Origin of the sequence: Allobosea rubneri (genome assembly GCF_032464875.1) — a bacterium.
GTDB classification, from domain to species: Bacteria; Pseudomonadota; Alphaproteobacteria; order Rhizobiales; family Beijerinckiaceae; genus Allobosea; species Allobosea rubneri.
Window position 1 is genome coordinate 83,849 of record NZ_JAWDID010000006.1, and the last position, 16,506, is coordinate 100,354.

At 66.3% G+C, this 16,506-nt stretch carries 18 protein-coding genes; 9 read left to right on the plus strand and 9 right to left on the minus strand.

Annotated features, from left to right (window positions below):
* Positions 1-212: 212 nt before the first annotated feature.
* From RKE40_RS06125 to groES, 3 genes are all read right to left on the minus strand, one after another.
* Complete coding sequence (locus RKE40_RS06125; RefSeq protein WP_316017349.1) at positions 213-599, minus strand: DoxX family protein; 387 nt, start codon at positions 597-599, stop codon at positions 213-215.
* 264 nt (positions 600-863) lie between these two features.
* Positions 864-2,501, minus strand: a complete 1,638-nt coding sequence (gene groL, locus RKE40_RS06130) for a chaperonin GroEL (protein ID WP_316017350.1) — start codon at positions 2,499-2,501, stop codon at positions 864-866.
* 42 nt (positions 2,502-2,543) lie between these two features.
* On the minus strand, positions 2,544-2,831 hold the full coding sequence (groES, locus tag RKE40_RS06135) for a co-chaperone GroES (protein ID WP_066468473.1): 288 nt from the start codon (positions 2,829-2,831) through the stop codon (positions 2,544-2,546).
* Positions 2,832-3,144: 313 nt separating this feature from the next.
* On the opposite strand from groES, the gene RKE40_RS06140 reads away from it, so the two are divergent.
* From RKE40_RS06140 to RKE40_RS06150, 3 genes are all read left to right on the plus strand, one after another.
* Entirely contained in the window at positions 3,145-3,600 is a 456-nt protein-coding gene (locus RKE40_RS06140) for a MarR family winged helix-turn-helix transcriptional regulator (RefSeq protein ID WP_316017351.1), read from the plus strand.
* 105 nt (positions 3,601-3,705) lie between these two features.
* The gene (locus tag RKE40_RS06145) at positions 3,706-4,185 is read left to right on the plus strand and encodes a PaaI family thioesterase (protein WP_316017352.1); all 480 of its coding nucleotides are present in this window, start codon (positions 3,706-3,708) and stop codon (positions 4,183-4,185) included.
* 37 nt (positions 4,186-4,222) lie between these two features.
* Entirely contained in the window at positions 4,223-4,642 is a 420-nt protein-coding gene (locus RKE40_RS06150) for a DUF1801 domain-containing protein (protein WP_316017353.1), read from the plus strand.
* 5 nt (positions 4,643-4,647) lie between these two features.
* On the opposite strand, the gene RKE40_RS06155 is transcribed toward RKE40_RS06150, so the two are convergent.
* Positions 4,648-5,457: a helix-turn-helix domain-containing protein gene (locus tag RKE40_RS06155; RefSeq protein ID WP_316017354.1), complete on the minus strand. Its 810-nt coding sequence runs from the start codon at positions 5,455-5,457 to the stop codon at positions 4,648-4,650.
* A gap of 84 nt (positions 5,458-5,541) precedes the next feature.
* On the opposite strand from RKE40_RS06155, the gene RKE40_RS06160 reads away from it, so the two are divergent.
* From RKE40_RS06160 to RKE40_RS06170, 3 genes are all read left to right on the plus strand, one after another.
* Entirely contained in the window at positions 5,542-6,036 is a 495-nt protein-coding gene (locus RKE40_RS06160) for a hypothetical protein (RefSeq protein ID WP_316017355.1), read from the plus strand.
* A 21-nt stretch (positions 6,037-6,057) separates the two neighbouring features.
* Positions 6,058-6,426 carry a VOC family protein gene (locus RKE40_RS06165; protein ID WP_316017356.1) on the plus strand — a complete coding sequence of 123 codons (369 nt, stop codon included), beginning with the start codon at positions 6,058-6,060 and terminating at the stop codon, positions 6,424-6,426.
* A 408-nt stretch (positions 6,427-6,834) separates the two neighbouring features.
* Entirely contained in the window at positions 6,835-9,033 is a 2,199-nt protein-coding gene (locus tag RKE40_RS06170; protein ID WP_316017357.1) for a methyl-accepting chemotaxis protein, read from the plus strand.
* 44 nt (positions 9,034-9,077) lie between these two features.
* Here the strand turns inward: RKE40_RS06170 and RKE40_RS06175 are convergent, their stop codons facing one another.
* The 4 genes from RKE40_RS06175 to RKE40_RS06190 form a co-directional block, all read right to left on the minus strand.
* The gene (locus RKE40_RS06175; RefSeq protein WP_316017358.1) at positions 9,078-9,461 is read right to left on the minus strand and encodes a DUF930 domain-containing protein; all 384 of its coding nucleotides are present in this window, start codon (positions 9,459-9,461) and stop codon (positions 9,078-9,080) included.
* A gap of 453 nt (positions 9,462-9,914) precedes the next feature.
* Entirely contained in the window at positions 9,915-10,757 is an 843-nt protein-coding gene (locus RKE40_RS06180; RefSeq protein WP_316017359.1) for a DMT family transporter, read from the minus strand.
* Positions 10,754-11,251, minus strand: coding sequence for a GNAT family N-acetyltransferase (locus tag RKE40_RS06185; protein ID WP_316017360.1), 498 nt, complete (start codon positions 11,249-11,251; stop codon positions 10,754-10,756). The genes RKE40_RS06180 and RKE40_RS06185 overlap by 4 nt, the downstream gene beginning before the upstream one ends.
* A gap of 66 nt (positions 11,252-11,317) precedes the next feature.
* Positions 11,318-12,082, minus strand: a complete 765-nt coding sequence (locus tag RKE40_RS06190; protein WP_316017361.1) for a sulfite exporter TauE/SafE family protein — start codon at positions 12,080-12,082, stop codon at positions 11,318-11,320.
* Positions 12,083-12,276: 194 nt separating this feature from the next.
* On the opposite strand from RKE40_RS06190, the gene RKE40_RS06195 reads away from it, so the two are divergent.
* The 3 genes from RKE40_RS06195 (at position 12,277) to RKE40_RS06205 (ending at position 15,680) form a co-directional block, all read left to right on the plus strand.
* The gene (locus tag RKE40_RS06195) at positions 12,277-13,731 is read left to right on the plus strand and encodes a lipopolysaccharide biosynthesis protein (RefSeq protein ID WP_316017362.1); all 1,455 of its coding nucleotides are present in this window, start codon (positions 12,277-12,279) and stop codon (positions 13,729-13,731) included.
* A gap of 165 nt (positions 13,732-13,896) precedes the next feature.
* Positions 13,897-14,709, plus strand: coding sequence for a L,D-transpeptidase (locus tag RKE40_RS06200; RefSeq protein WP_316017363.1), 813 nt, complete (start codon positions 13,897-13,899; stop codon positions 14,707-14,709).
* A 158-nt stretch (positions 14,710-14,867) separates the two neighbouring features.
* The gene (locus RKE40_RS06205; RefSeq protein WP_390893264.1) at positions 14,868-15,680 is read left to right on the plus strand and encodes an LssY C-terminal domain-containing protein; all 813 of its coding nucleotides are present in this window, start codon (positions 14,868-14,870) and stop codon (positions 15,678-15,680) included.
* A gap of 134 nt (positions 15,681-15,814) precedes the next feature.
* Here RKE40_RS06205 and RKE40_RS06210 read toward each other — a convergent pair whose 3' ends face one another.
* Entirely contained in the window at positions 15,815-16,504 is a 690-nt protein-coding gene (locus RKE40_RS06210) for a DUF4336 domain-containing protein (RefSeq protein ID WP_316017364.1), read from the minus strand.
* Between the last annotated feature and the right edge of the window lie 2 nt (positions 16,505-16,506).

Below are 16,506 nucleotides of genomic sequence, written 5' to 3' on the forward strand. Positions count from 1 at the left end.
TTGTCGGGAAACGGCGCGGCGACGCACCTGGTTGGAAGCATGTTGTAGAGCAGCCGTGCCGACAAAAAAGGCCCGACTCAAGGCCGGGCCGGTATTTTTCCGAGATCGTGATGCGGCGCCTGCGCGGCCTGCCGTGCGGCGACGCTCCCGGTACGAGCTGCTGCTAGGTTTCTCGCATCTGCATGGCCGCTGGAGTGGCCCGGTGCCTCGCCTCAGTCCTTGTCGACCGAATAGGCGCCGGCACCGGCCGCGAAGAGCAGGAGGAAGCCGCCGGCGATGCCGAGGTTCTTCATGAACAACAGCTGCTGCATCGGTGCCGCCCAGTTCATGTGGAAGAGCACCGACGCAGCGATGGTGAAACCGAACAGGGCAAGCGCTGCGAGCCGGGTCTTGTAGCCGAAGACGATCATCAGCCCGCCGATCAGCTCGACGATGATGACGAGCGGCAGCAGGATGCCAGGGACGCCGGCCGAGGCCATGTATTGTTGCGTGCCGGCGTATCCGGAGATCTTGGACCAGCCGCCCAGGACGAACATCAGGGCGAGGAGGATGCGGCCGACGAGCTTGGCGGCGTCTGAAAGTGCTGGGTTGTTCAGCATTGGCTTGGCCTCGGCAAGGATCGAGGCGCGGCAGGATGCCGCACCTGGGTCGATCTAAGGCCTACAACCAAAGTCGATGCAAGTCTGCGCGCTTTTGCAGCTGTGCAAAGCGGGACGAGGCGATCGACGAAAAAAGGCCCGGCGCAAGCCGGGCCTTCATCATTATCGAGCTTGAGGGCTCGGACTTCCTCAGAAGTCCATGCCGCCACCGAAACCGGGCTTGCCCGGTTTCGGCACTTCAGGCTTTCGGGCGTCTGGACTTCCTCAGAAGTCCATGCCGCCCATGCCGCCACCGCCCATCGGGGGCATCGGGGCTTCCTTCTTCGGCAGCTCGGCGATCATCGCCTCGGTGGTGATCAGCAGGCCGGCGATCGAAGCCGCGTCCTGGATCGCCGTGCGCACGACCTTGGTCGGGTCGATGATGCCGGCCTTGACCATGTCGCCGAACTCGCCGGTCTGGGCGTTGTAGCCGTAGGCGTAGTCCTTCGACTCCAGCAGCTTGCCGACCACGACCGCGCCGTCATCGCCGGCGTTGTCGACGATCTGCTTGGCCGGAGCGGTGATCGCCTTGCGGACGATCTCGACACCGGTCTTCTGGTCGTCGTTGGCGGTCTTGATCGACTTGACCGAGGAGAGGGCGCGCAGCAGGGCGACGCCGCCGCCCGGCAGGATGCCTTCTTCCACCGCAGCGCGGGTGGCGTTCAGGGCATCGTCGACGCGGTCCTTCTTCTCCTTGACCTCGACCTCGGTCGCGCCGCCGACGCGGATGACCGCGACGCCGCCGGCGAGCTTGGCCAGACGCTCCTGGAGCTTCTCACGGTCGTAGTCCGAGGAGGTCTCCTCGATCTGGGCCTTGATCTGGGCGACGCGGCCTTCGATGTCCTTCTTCTTGCCGGCGCCGTCGATGATCGTGGTGTTCTCCTTCTCGATGCGCACCTTCTTGGCGCGGCCGAGCATGTTGAGCGTCACGGTCTCGAGCTTGATGCCGAGGTCTTCCGAGATCATCTGGCCGGCGGTCAGGATCGAGATGTCCTCGAGCATGGCCTTGCGGCGATCACCGAAGCCCGGAGCCTTGACGGCCGCGACCTTCAGGCCGCCACGGAGCTTGTTGACGACGAGCGTGGCCAGGGCCTCGCCCTCGACGTCCTCGGCGATGATCAGGAGCGGCTTGCCGGTCTGAACGACGGCCTCGAGGATCGGCAGCATCGCCTGGAGCGACGACAGCTTCTTCTCGAAGACGAGGATGTAGGGGTCCTCGAGCTCGGCGACCATCTTCTCGGCATTGGTGATGAAGTAGGGCGAGAGATAGCCACGGTCGAACTGCATGCCCTCGACGACGTCGAGCTCGGTCTCGGCGGTCTTGGCTTCCTCGACGGTGATGACACCCTCGTTGCCGACCTTCTGCATGGCGGTCGAGATCATCTTGCCGACCGACTCGTCGCCGTTCGCCGAGATGGTGCCGACCTGCGCGACTTCCGCGTTCGAGGTGACCTTCTTCGAGTTCTTCTTCAGGTCCGAAACGATCGCCTCGACGGCGAGGTCGATGCCGCGCTTCAGGTCCATCGGGTTCATGCCGGCGGCAACCGCCTTGGTGCCCTCGCGGACGATGGCGGCGGCCAGAACGGTCGCGGTGGTGGTGCCGTCACCGGCGGCGTCGTTCTGCTTCGAGGCCACTTCGCGCACCATCTGGGCGCCCATGTTCTCGAACTTGTCGGAAAGCTCGACTTCCTTGGCGACGGTGACGCCGTCCTTGGTGATGCGCGGGGCGCCGAACGACTTCTCGATCACGACGTTGCGGCCCTTCGGGCCGAGCGTCACCTTGACGGCGTTGGCGAGGATTTCGACGCCGCGCAGCATGCGGTCGCGGGCATCGGTGGAGAACTTGACGTCTTTGGCAGCCATTTGACTACTCCGGATTGAGGATTTGAAGGGTCGTCAGGCCGATCAGCCGATGACGCCCATAATGTCGGATTCCTTCATGATCAGGAGATCCTGGCCGTCGATCTTGACCTCGGTGCCGCTCCACTTGCCGAAGAGGACGCGATCGCCCTTCTTGACATCGAGCGCAACCAGCTTGCCGGCGTCGTCGCGGGCGCCAGGGCCCACGGACACGACCTCGCCCTCCTGGGGCTTTTCCTTGGCGGTGTCGGGGATGATGATGCCGCCCTTGGTCTTCTCTTCGCTATCAAGGCGACGGACCACAACGCGGTCATGCAGCGGACGGAACTTCATGGTTCTGTCTTCCTCTCGGTCAAATTCTGGGCGGGCTCTGGCGCTAGGCTGGCCCGTTATGGGTGCCTGTTAGCAGTCTCCTAACGTGAGTGCTAACGGGCAGGGCGGAGATAGGGGCGCCCCTTTCCCGAGTCAAGGAAGCCTCCGCGCAAAAGGTGAATGCGTGACTCATCCCTGCCGGCCCGTGCGCTCGTGCCGCATGCCGGAGCGGCAGGCCGGGCATGGAAAACGTGATCGTTTCTAGGAGTTTAGAGTTGCCGTTCCCTCGAAAATCCGGTTCCCACTTTTCCGCGCAATGAACTATCCTGCCGTGATGACCACGCCCACGCCCGACCCGCGCCTCGACGAGATCGCCCGCTCCTGTGTCGCCCTGCATGTGCGGATGACGGCGCGTGCCGTGACCCGGGCCTATGACGAGGCGATGCGGCCGAGCGGGCTCAAGATCACCCAGTTCGTGCTGCTCTCGGCGCTCTCGACCGGGGCTTGGCGCTCGGTCACGGAGCTGGCCGACCGCTTCGCCCTGGAGCGCACGTCCTTGACCCGGAACCTGCAATTGCTGGCGGCCGAGCAATTGATCGAACCCGTCGATTGCAAGGGCAGGGCGCTGGTCTATGCGGTCACCGACAAGGGCCGCGCCGCCATCGAGGCGGCGATCCCCTATTGGCGCGCGGCGCAGGACCGGATCGAAGGCGGGCTCGGCCGCGAACGCTGGGGCGAGACCCGCGATGCCCTGAAGGCGGTCCGGCGCGCCGCCCGGCAGACGACCTGAGCGACAAAGACCGGCTGGAGGCCGCGCGCGCTCGCAGCAGCGCTTGACCGCGCCGCGCCTTCCTTTTTATCGTGTATCTACACGAAATGGATCGAGGCCTTGCCCATGTCCCGCAGCGTCGGTGTCGTCAGCCGTGATGTCCTGCTCGCGGAGGACGGTGCTTCCTTCCTGCGCGGCATTCTCGAAGGCCGTCATCCGGGCCCGCCCTTCGCCGATGCGATGGATTTCGATCTCGCCGAGGTCGAGGAGGGCAGGGTGGTCTTCGTCGGAAAGCCCTCGCCGCGCTTCTTCAACCCGCTCGGGACCATCCATGGCGGCTGGACCGCGACGATCCTCGACTCCGCCATGGCCTGCGCCGCCCATTCGACGCTGAAGATCGGCGAGGGCTACACCACGCTGGAGATGAAGCTCAACTATGTCCGCCCGGTCATGCCCGAGAGCGGCGAGGTCCGCTGCGAGGGCCGGCTGATCCACCGCGGCGGCACGATCGCGACCACCGAGGGGCGCCTGCTCGATGCGCAGGGCAAGCTGTTGGCGCATGGGACCGAGACCTGCATGATCTTCGGTGCGAAGGCGGGACGCTGATCCGAGCGCCGCGCCGGCTGGTGGTCAGGAGCAGCTCGTGAGATTTGCGCCATTCACCGACGCGGCCGTCGAGGCGAAATTCGGATCGCTGCCGGAGCCGCTTCGGCTGCCCATGCTGCGTTTGCGCCAGGCGATCCTCGACGTCGCCGCCGCGAACTCCGACATCGGCCCGCTGACCGAGACGTTGAAATGGGGCGAGCCGGCCTGGCTGCCCGAGCGGCCGAGGACAGGGACGACGGTGCGAGCCGACGCGCTGAAGGGCTCGTCGACGCATTACGCGCTCTATGTCCATTGCCAGACCAGCCTGATCGAGACGTTCAGGCGCCACTATCCCGAGCAGTTCCGCTATGACGGCAACCGGGCGCTGATCTTCGCTGTCGGCAGTGAGCCGTCGGCCGAGCCGCTGGCGCACTGCATCGCGCTCGCTTTGACCTATCACCGCTGGGTGAAACGCTGACGCCCTCAGGCGCTGCGATACTCGCTCGGGCTCGCGCCCATCACCCGCCTGAAGCGCCGGTTGAAGGTCGAGAGATCGCCGAAGCCGCAATCGAAGGCAATGCCGGCGACCGGCTGGTCGGTTCGGCGCAGCAGTAACGCCGCGCGGTGCAGGCGGGTGCGCAACACATACTGATGTGGCGTCATCCCGACGAGAGCCCGGAAGGTGCGCAGGAAGTGATAGGGGCTCATCGCCGCCTGACCGGCCAGCGTGTCGAGCGAGAGCGGCTCCTCGCAGTGCGCCTCGATATGGCGCAGCGCGCGCGTGATCCGGCGCTGGTCGCGCGCGCTCGGCGTCTCTACCCTGCGCTCCTCGTCTGACAGCAGGCTCGCCACCGCTCCGGCGAGGCGCAGCGCGATTTCCTCCAGCCCCTCGGGTTCTCCGGCTGCGATCTCCGCCGCCGCGACCAGGCCAGCGAGCGCCGGCAGGGGCGGCAGATGAGCCCGCGCGAAACCTGCCTTCCGAACGCCCGGCACGGCCTCGGCGATGCCTTCGAGCCAGGCGGGTTCGAACTGGAAGGAGAGGCAGCGATCGCCGGCCGCGTGCTCATGGCCGCATTCGAAGCAGGCGCCGCGGTTGCCGAGCAGGAGCGAGCCCGGCGCCAGCACGGCGCTGCCCTGCGTCGAGCGATAGCGGAACGAGCCGCTGCGGACGATGGCGATGCAGCATTGCGCATGCTGCTCTTCATAGGTGGCATCGGCGGGACCGGCCGTGCAGACGATGTCGCGCACATGCCAGCCGGGACCGCCGGCCAGGAACTGCGAGAACGTGGTCATGCGGAGAGTTTAGCAGTTTTTCCCAAGCGCCGCGCCTACTGCGGGGTTCAGTCTGCATCAATCTGACCGATGCGGAGCCGGATCATGACAGCAGCCGCCCGAGGCCTTGGCGCCTCTCTTCTCGCCGACGGGCCTGCCCCCGAACTTGCCGAGCGCATGGGGCTCTATGCCTGGCTCATCGGCGACTGGACGATGGACGCTGTGATCCATGCCGACGATGGCACGCAGCATCGCGGGGAGGGCATCATCAGCTTCGGCTGGGTGCTCGGCGGGCGCGCCATCCAGGATGTCTGGGTGCTGCCCGGCTTCTTCCACGGCACGACGCTGCGCATCTACGACCCCGGCCTCGACGCCTGGCACATCCTCTGGAGCGATCCGCTCAAGCAGTACTACACGCGCCAGCTCGGACGCGCGGAGGGCAGGGACATCGTCCAGAACGGCCGGCTCGACGACGGCATGGCGACCCGCTGGCGCTTCACAGAGATCACTGGCGGCAGCTTCCGCTGGCGCGGCGAGCTTTCACATGGCGCGAACTGGCGCCTCCAGGCCGATTTCCGGGCGAAGCGGCTCGGCACCTGACCAAGGCGAAGGAGAACCCGCATGTTCGACCACATCTCGATCGGCGTCCGCGATCTCGCGCGCTCCCGGCGCTTCTATGACGCGACGCTGAGCACCCTCGGCTATGACTGCCTGAGCGTTGACGACAGCTCGCTCGGCTATGGCAAGGGTGCTGTCGGTCTATGGATCGGGGCCGTTGCTGCGCCCGTGCCGGCCGACCCCGGCTCCAATCTGCATTTCTGCTTCACGGCGCCGACACGCGCCAGCGTCGATGCCTTCCATGCGGCGGCGTTGGCTGCGGGTGGCTCGGACAATGGCGCGCCCGGCCTGCGTGAGGCCTACGGTCCGAGCTATTATGCCGCATTCGTCGTCGATCCCGACGGCTACCGGCTGGAAGCCTATTGCGGATAGGCGCGGCAGGCGCGACTGCGATGATCGGGGGGAGCGGAGTGGTCCGACGCCGCTGATCGACTGTTACTTGGTGTGCAGACGCCCGTTCAACAGATAGTTGGGCGATGTCGGAGCGCCGGTGATCTGACATGACTCTGCGTCTTGTGTGGATATAGACGGGCTGCTTGTGTCGATGAATCTGTTTCGTTTTGGAAGTAAATGATTGAGTTATTGGGCATTTAAAGAATTTTAAATCTTGCTTTATTTGAGTAAATTTAGCTGGCTACCGCAATTTTTGCTTCGCAAAACGGATGTGTATACATCGATTCTGGAGAGGTTTTATCTACCGTTAACTGCGGATGGCGCATTCTTGGGCAGTGTGTATCGCGCGCCGCTCAAGATCCAATGCGCGCCGGAGTAAAGACGTCGATGTTCCTAAACCGATCGCTCAGGACAATTTTCGTCGGGCTGGCAGGGGTTTATGCCCTGCTTCTCGTCGCTATCGGTGCCACCTGGTATGGCGAGCAGCGTGCGGCGAAAGCTGTTGCCGAGGCCTATCGGCAGGAACATGCCTCCTATCTCCTGGCCGACGAGTTTCGTCAGAGCTCGGACGAGCTGACGCGCCTCGCGCGCACCTTCGCCATCACCGGCGACCGGCGCTATGAGGCGCAGTATCTCGAGGTTGCCGCCATGCGCGCCGGCGAGAAGGCGCGCCCGGTCGCCCCGCATCGCATCTACTGGGATCTCGTGCTCGACAACAGCCAGCGGCCGCGTGGTCCCGGCGAGACCAAGGCGCTGCTGACCGCGATGAAGGAGGCGGGCTTCACCGCCGCCGAGTTCGCCAAGCTCGATCAGGCCCAGGAGCGATCGGACGGTCTCGTCGCGCTCGAAACGCGGGCGATGCATGCCGTGAAAGGCCTGTTCGAGGGAATCGACGGCAAGTTCACGGTCCAGGGCGAGCCTGACTTCAAATTCGCCCGCGATCTCTTGCACTCGGCCGATTATCACCGCTTCAAGGCCGAGATCATGAAGCCGGTCGACGAGTTCTTCCAGCTCGTCGAAGCCCGCACGCGGCGCTCGATCGATGATTCAAACGCCCAGATGGGCAGGCTCGAACTGATCCTCAACGCTCTCCTCAGCGCACTCGTGCTGCTGCTGATCGGCTCCGCCGTCTTGATCGTCAGGCGCGTCACCCAGCCGCTCGCGGCCGTGAAGACCAGCATCGACGGGCTCTCGGCCGGCATTCTGGAAACGCCGATCCCGGCAGCGAAGCATGACGACGAGGTCGGAGCCGTCAGTTCCGCCCTGCTGGTCTTCCGCGACAAGCTCGTCCAGATTCGTGAGCTCGAGCGACAGGAGCGCGCCGAGGTGCAGAAGCGACAGGCCCGCGCCGAGGCGATGTCCCGCGTCGTCGCCGATGTCGGCGAGGTCGTGACCGCCGCCGCCGCCGGCGACTTCTCGGCCCGGCTCCAGGTCGAGGACGCCGACGAGCAGATCCAGAAGCTCGTCGCCGGCATCAACGAGATCAACGCCGTCGTCGATTCCGCCACCACCGAATTCGCCGCCGTCCTGCATCAGGTCGCCGGCGGGGACCTGACGCAAGGTGTCGAGACGGGTTATCGCGGCCGTTTCGCCGATCTCAAGACTGCGATCAACGACACGGTGCGCCGCCTCTCCGAGACGGTGAGCACGATCCAGGCGACGTCCTCCGATGTCGGCCTCGCTGCGCGCGAGATCCATATGGGCGCCGACGACCTGTCGAAGCGCACGGAGGAACAGGCTTCGTCGCTCGAGGAAACCGCGGCGACGACCGAGGAACTCGCGGCTTCGGTCAAGGCGTCCGCCGAGGCCTCGCGTCAGGCTGCCGCCACGGCCGAGGAGGCCATGCGGGAAGCCGAGAGCGGCGGCCTGATCGCCGAGCAGGCGGTCGAGGCCATGGCCCGGATCGAAACGGCTTCGAAGAAGATCTCCGACATCACGCGCGTGATCGACGACATCGCCTTCCAGACCAACCTCCTGGCCCTGAACGCGGCCGTCGAGGCCGCGCGGGCAGGGGATGCCGGCAGGGGCTTTGCCGTCGTCGCCTCCGAGGTCCGGACCCTGGCGCAGCGCTCCGGCGAGGCGGCCAAGGACATTTCGGAGCTGATCTCCTCCTCGAACGCTCAGGTCAGCGATGGCGTCAGGCTGGTTCGCCAGGCCGGCGAGGCACTGACCCATATCCTCGAAGCCTCGAAGAACGTCGCCGTCACCATCTCCGAGATCTCGACGGCGTCGGGCGAGCAGGCCAGCGGCATCGAGGAGATGAGCCAGGCGGTGGCGCATCTCGACGGCATGACCCAGCAGAACGCGGCATTGTCCGAACAGAGCGCAGCCTCCGCGAACTCGCTCTCGAACCGCATCGGCCAGCTCAACGATCTGGTCGCGGCCTTCCGCACGAACCGCGATCCGGTGGCCGGGGGCAGGGCGATGGTCGGGGCGGCAACGCCCGCGCCGGGTGTGCAGAGCTTGCGGGAACTCGCCGCGGCCGCAGCGGCCTACGATAATAGGCCAACCGCTGCGAGGAGCGCGCCGGCACCGCGGAAGATCGCAGTGGGGGCACACAGCGTCGCCGGTTTCGAGGAGTTCTGAGAGCCCGAACCGGGCACCGGCGCGTCGCGATGACTTGCCGGTGCTCAATGCTCGGGCGGCAGCTCATGCGCCGCCCAGGCGGCTCGCGGCACGGGGGCGCCGACCTGGAACTGGAAGCCTGCGACCTTGGTGCCGCCGGCTGCAAGTTCGCAGCGATAGCTGAGATTGTACCATTGCTTGCGGCTGCGGAAGGCGGCGCCTCCCGCCTGCAGAGCGTTCCCTGCCAATCTTGCTTGGCCTATGGCATAGGCGACGACCCGGTCCGGCTCGAAATCCGCCTTCCAGGCGTGGATCTGGCTCATCGCCTCGAGATTGCAGAGCTGCTCGATGCGCTCGCTGCCCTCGAGCCGGGCAAGTGCAAGCCGGGCCTGCCGGCTGCGCGGATTGGCCAGGACACCTTCCGAGAGCAGTTTCTGTGCCGTGATCATGGCGGGTGGCTCCGGCGCGGGAGACTGCATGGTCTCGGGCTGGACGGCTGGCGTTGGCGCGGTAGGGGCGGGCGGTTCATTGGCAGGCGATGCGAATGATGGGGGTGGCGCTGCGACAGCCGGGGTCGGTTGCGCCGCCTCGGCTGCTGGCGGTTCGATCTCGTCCGGGGCGACGAGCTCGACCGCGATGCCTTCCTCCGTTGGCGACGGCAGGCTTTCGAAGCGGGCAAATGTCATGAGAGCCGCGAGCAGAGCTAGGTGGAAGCAGAGCGATGCGGCGATGCTGCCGAATCCGGTTGCGTTTCGCTGGCGGCCGGCGCTCCGCATGCCTCAGCGCCAGGTCGCGGGAGAGGTGTTGTCCGCAGGGACGAAGGGGATCGTTCTCACTGGCGGCGCCTGGATTGCTTCGCTCGGCGCAGAAGGCCCAGCAAGCCGGCGATTTTACGGCCGGCTCTAGCGCCGGCTGACGGCGAGGGCGCCGGCGACGATCAGCAGCGCTCCGGCATAGGTCGTGAGCGGCGGCACCTCGGAGAAGACAAGCCAGCCGAGCAGGCTCGCCCAGATCAGCGCCGTGTACTCGATCGGCGCCAGCCGCGACGCGGGCGCCCGGGCGAAGGCCGAGGTCAGGAAGAGATGGCCGCCGACGCCGAGCGCGCCGGCAAGCAAGTAGGCCGACAGATCCCGAGCGCTCATCGGCGCGAAATAGAGCCAGGCCGGTATGACGAGGCAGAGCGCCGGGCCGGCGTTCTGGAACAGCACGATGATCGCCGGATGCTCCTTCAGCGCGATCCTGCGCAGCAGGATCAGGTTGAACGCGTAGGAGACCGCCGAGAACAGCGCGGCGGCGACGCCGAGCTCGGCGCCTGTGACGCCGCCCTGCAGCCGCGGCCAGACCATCACCAGCATGCCGGCGAGGCCGAAGCCGAGCGCTTGCAGGATGCGCCCGTCCAGCCGTTCCTTGAGGATCAGAGCGCCGAGCAGCGCGACGAAGACCGGGGCCAGGAAGGACAGCGTCAGCGCCTCCGCCAGCGGCAGCGTCGAGACCGAATAGAAGAAGCTGCCGGCGGTCATGACGACGACGGGGATACGCAGGCTGTTGCCGATCACGCTCGCCCGCGTAGGCATCGCCGGGCGCAGGAATGCGACGACGGCAAGCGCGCAGACGCCACCCATCGCGAAGCGCATGAACAGCGCCACGATGAAGGGGTGCTGCTGCATCTGCGCCTTGATCACCACATCCATCAGCGTCAGCAGGGCGATGCCGAGGATGGCGCGCAGCGCAGTGCCGTGGCTCATGGCTGGGCGTCGGCGAGCGGCTTGCGGAAATGGTATTCCCAGGTCGCCGAGATGTCGGCGAGGTAGCGCTCGCCCGGCCAGCGCCGGAAACCGAGCTTCTCGTAGAAGCGATGGCCGCGGGCAAAGCGCGTATCCGACCACAGCATCATCTCGGCGCTGCTACGCTCCTGGGCGAAGGCGAGCGTGCGTGCGAACAGCGCCTGCGCCAGCCCGGCTCCGCGAAACTGCGGGTCGACATAGAGCTTGGTCAGTTCGACGGCGTCCTGCTCCGGGACCGGCGCGACGCCGATCGAGCCGACGATGCGACCGCCATCGCCTGCCGCGACCCAGAGCCGCCCGCCCTTGCGGGCGAAATGGCTGGCGGGCTGGCGCAGTTCCGGGAACTCGGACCAGTCGAAGAGACAGCCGGGATATTCGGAAAAGCTCGCGGCGACGAGCGCCGCTAGCGGTTCGGAATCGGCGTCGGTGGCGTCGCGAAGCGGCGGAAGGCTCATGGCTCTAGCGCTTAGGGCCAATCGCGTCGGCTGCAAAGATGGCGCTCCCGCTCGCCGGCCATGCTCCTATCGCAGCAGCGCGAGGGCGGCGTCGGCGGTCAGCTTCAGCGCCGCGGCGGCGAGCAGCAGATAGCAGGCGAAGAACAGCCGCTTCTGATCGAGCCGGTCATGCAGCCAGCGTCCGAGCCAGACTCCGAGCGGGGCTGCCGGCGCGAGGGCGAGCGCGCCCCAGAGCAGGCTCGGCTGCTTCAGTGCCAGCGAAAGGTATGGCGGCAGCTTGAGCAGGTTGCCGAGCATGAAGATCGCGATGGTGGTGCCGACGAAGCTGGTCTTCGAGAGGCCGCGCGCCAGCAGGTACATCGCCACCGGCGGTCCCCCGGCATGAGCGACGAAGGTGGTGAAGCCCGAGGCTGCTCCGGCGAACAGGGCAAGCAACGGCGAGACCGGCAAGGTTCCCGGCGGTGCGAGGCGCCCACGCAGAAACCAATGCGCGGTGAAGCTCAGCGTGGTCAGGCCGATGATCAGGGTGACGATCCGGGCGTCGACCATCAGGAAGATCGCGTAGCCGATGCCAATGCCGGTGACGAGGCCGGGCATCAGCCAGGCAAGATCGGGCTTCGACCAGGTCGCGAAACCGAAGGCGCGGATCGCGAACAGGTCCATCCCGGCGACCAGCAGCGCTACGATGATCGCGCCCTGCAGCGGCTCGACGACCAGCGCGAGCAGCGGCACGCCGAGAATGGCGAGGCCGCCTCCGAAAGCGCCCTTGCCGATGGCGATCAGCAGCGTCGTCGCCCAGCCGACGAGGTAGAACAGCGGATCGGTCGGCATCAGGCCTCGTCATCCTCACGACGGCCGGCGCGGCCCGCGGATACGGCTTCGGCTTGGAAAGCGCGCCAAATCAATGTCTTGAGCCTTCTTCAGCCGCAAAAGTGGTTTCCACTTTGGCGGAACATGCTCTAGGCGGGAAGGGTGCGCCGCTGCGCATCCGACGGTGAGTCGGCTCAGCCCCTCGCGATGGCGTCATGACCGTTCTTCTGCCCTTCGTGATCAATTCCGGGCTGAACTTCGCTCTCGGCCTGCTGATCGCCTATTTTCTCGGGCCGGCCGAGTTCGGGCGCTACGCCATCGGCGCGGCGCTGATCGTGCTGCTGAACACCGCGCTGCTCGACTGGATCCGGCTGTCGGCCGTCCGCTTCTATTCGCTCAAGACGCGCGAGACGCAGCCCGAAATCCGCGCAACGCTCGACGTTCTGGCGGCCGGGATGACGATCGCGCTGTCCGGCCTGCTGGTCGCGGCCTTCGTCGTCGGGATCGACTTCAAGCTGCCGGCGATGCTGGTCGCGGCCTCCGTGGCGGGCGGCATCTGCGCCGGCCTGTTCGACTATCACGGCGCGATCGCGCGCGCCCGCTTCCTCGATGCCGCCTATGCAAGGCTGATCATCGTCAAGAACGTGCTGGCGCTGTTGCTGATGGTCGGCGGCGCCTGGTGGATGCGCGACGCCACCGTCGTGATGTTCGGCGGCGTGATCAGCGTCATGGCGGCGCTGCTGGCGGTCCGCCGGCAGCTCGCCGACCGGCCACTTGCTTGGTCGGCGGCGCGTCGCGACCTCGCCTGGAGCTTCGCCGTCTACGCGGTTCCACTGGTCGGGGCGAACGCGATCTACTCGCTGATCCCGCTGATCAATCGCACGCTGCTCGCCGACGCCCATGGCTTTGCCGAGGCCGGCTATTTCTCGCTCGCCGCCGATATGGGCCTGCGCCTGTTCGGCACGTTGGGCGCGACGCTCGAGATCGTCCTGCTGCGCGAAATCCTGCGGCTCGACGAGACCAAGGGAAGGCGGGCGGCGCAGAAGCGCATCGCCACCAATCTCGTCATCGTGCTGATGGTGGCGCTGCCGGTCGCGCTCGGGCTCTTCCTGGTGCTGCCGGCCTTCGAGAAGCTGCTCGTCCCCGCAAATTTCCACGGCCATTTCTCGGCCTATATGGTGCAACTGCTGCCGGGCTTCTTGGCTCTGACCATCTTCGTCGCCGGGCTCTACCCGGTCTTCCTGCTCGGCAAGCGCACCAGCATGGCGACGCTCGCTGCTGCCTTCGGACTGGCCGTGAACCTCGTCTTCGTCTTCGGCGCCGAGGCGCTGCTCGGGCCGGAGCGCTTCGCAATCGGCCAGGCCATGGGCCTCGTCGTCGTGCTCTTCATCACCGGCTGGGCGGCATTGCGGGCGCTGCCGGTCTGGCCATCCGGCCGTGACATCGTGCTGACCCTCGTCGCCCTCGCGGCGATGGCTGCCTGCGTCTGGCCGCTCTCGGGCCGTTTCCCTCCGGCCCTCGAACTTCTCCTGCAGGGGGCGGTTGGCGCGCTGGTCTATGGCGGCTTGGTGCTGGCCTTCGACATCGCCCGCTGCCGCACATTGCTGAAGCTCTGGCTGGTCACGCGCAAGATGCGCCGCGCGGCAGCAGGAGCTCGCATCGAGGGTTGAGCCGCAGCAAGATTTGATTCACCGCATTCCCTTGGCGATCGCTAAGGTTAATATGCGGAATTGCGCGCATTTACCGGCGTTTCGGCCGTTCAGAGTCAACGATTCACCTTTCGTTGCAAGGCCTTGCCCAGGCTTCTCGACACTTCATGTCGAGAGAGTTGCGTCATGCGTCCGATCCGTTTCGTTTCCCTCGCCTTGCTCGGAGGGTTGGTCCACAGCGCCGGCCAGGCCCAGGCACAGAGCTATTGGCGTCCGGCCGATCCGGCAGCTGCTGCGGCCCGGGGCGGCGGCAATTACGGCGGCGGCTTCATCGAGATGATGATGACCGGGCGCGATCCGACCGAGTACGGCCGGGGCGGGGCGGTCTACAACCGGCCGGCCCGCGGTGCCTATGGCCAGCAGCCGGCGCGCCGGCTTTCCGACTACGAGCCGGCCGTCCCCGTTTATGGCGATCCGCTCGAACCGCGCCAGGAGCGCCGCAGCGCCGCCCTCGGCCAGCCGCTGCCGGCCGAGCGGCCGATCGAGCGCGTCGTCGATCCGCGCTTCCAGAAGCAGGAGGTCGCCTATGACGGCCCGCACAAGCCCGGCACCATCATCATCGACACACCGCGCCGTTTCCTCTTCCTGGTCCAGCCCGGCGGGCGGGCTCTGCGCTACGGCATCGGCGTCGGCCGCCCCGGCTTCTCCTGGGCCGGCATGAAGACGGTGAGCCGCAAGGCTGAGTGGCCGAGCTGGACGCCGCCGGCCGAGATGCTGAAGCGCCGCCCCGATTTGCCGCGCTTCATGAATGGCGGGCCGGACAACCCGATGGGCGCCCGCGCGCTCTATCTCGGCTCCTCGCTCTACCGCATCCACGGCACCAACGAGCCGAACACGATCGGCCAGGCGGTCTCCTCCGGCTGCATAAGGATGACCAATGACGACGTGGTCGATCTCTACGGCCGGGTTCGCGTCGGCGCCAAAGTGCTGGTGATCTGACGCCGGCGTTGCTCTAAATCCGCGTCTGCTGATTGCGGGCGCGGCGAGAGCAGGGCCCCAAGAGACGATGGACGGCGCAGTTCGCCGGGGATTAGCCTGAGCAGGCAGTGGGCCTCCTCCGCTGGGAGGCGCTGAATGCAGCACTTGCTATCGAGCTGATGTCGGCAATGGGACAGATCACGCGCAGGCGACGCTGGTGGCTCGTTCTGGCAGCTTCGCTGGCCGGCTACCTGCTGCTCGCCTACCTGCTGCTGCCGCTCCTATGGCGTCATTACGAACGCGAACCCGGCCTCGCCGCTCTGCCCATGGTGACTCGTACCGCGAGCGGCATTCCGGGCGACGCGCTCAATGTCGGCTTCGTCGGCAGCAAGGAAGACGCCCTGCGCGCCATGCATGCGGCGGGCTGGTATCCCGCCGACCCGATCACGCTACGCACGAGCCTGGAGATCGTCGGCAGCGTGGTGCTCGACCGGCCCTATCGCGATGCGCCCGTCAGCCCGCTCTACTATCAGGGGAAAAAGGAAGAGCTCGCCTTCGAGAAGCCCGCGGGCACCAGCGCGGACCGCCGGCACCATGTGCGCTTCTGGATGGTCCTCGAGAAGGGGAACGATGGCCGGCCGGTCTGGCTCGGCTCGATTACCTTCGACCGGGGAGTAGGCTTCAGCCATGACACCGGTCAGGTGACGCACCACATTGCCCCCGACATCGACGCCGAGCGTGACCTGCTGATGCAGGACCTCGGCAAGGCCGGCATGGTCCAGAACGTCTTCCAGATTTCCGGGGTGGGCCCGACCCTGTTCGGCCGCAATGGCGAGGGCGATCCCTACTACACCGACGGCGAGATCCACATCGCCACGCTGGTGATCGACGGCGTGAGGCGAACCGAGCCGCCCGCGACCATCCCCGCGCCGCCGCTCATCGCGCTGAAAGACCAGATCTGGCACGGCGTCAGCGGTGCATTCGGCAACTGAGCGCGGCCTTCCGGTCGAAGCAAAGTCGTATTTCGACCATTGCGGTCATCGCGGGTTCGATCGCTCAAGCAGAAGGTGAGCAACAAATGGAGTGTGCAAGTTAGGAAATTTCGCGGCCAGAAGTCGGGCCTCTTCTACTCAGCCAACCAGCGAAACGCCCGGCGCAGGAACGCTTGCCCGTCATTGGAGATCAGCGGGCCGTGGGCAATGACCACCTTGTCCGTGGGCCAGGTCAGAACTCGCTGGAGAGACTGGCGCGCGGCATGGCGGTCCGTGAAGGCGACCCTGAATTTTCGTGGCACCGCCGGCTCCTCGGCTACCATCAGGTCCAGCCGGGCAACCAGGGCCCGCCAGCCCCTGAACCATCCGCGCGGAAACTGCTGGATGAGATCGGTGACGATCGCAGTTCTGCTCTCACGGTGAAAGAAAACAACCTCTGTGGTGATCCGATTGCCCCACATGATCGCGTGGTCGATCTCCCCTGCCCATTCTGCAACCGGTTCATCACTAAAGATGGCGTCGAACCTGATATCCTTGCGTTTCTCCGGCAGATTTGGCGGCGCGTAAACCTTGGCGTCAGGATATGCCCGCTGCCAATCCCCAAGGAATGTGTGGTGCAGAGAATTGGGCGCAACCAGGTATCGCACCGCCCCCATCGCCCCGACCTCGGCCTGAAGATCGTCCGAGAGCGCGGTTGGCGACCAGAGAACCAGATCGCCATTGGCCAACCTGATGATGGCCATTCGCGTTGGATAGTGAAATCCGGCCGCCGCCCTTACCGCCGGCCCCTCCGCAATCCAGATGTTCGGACCGAACTCCTTCAACG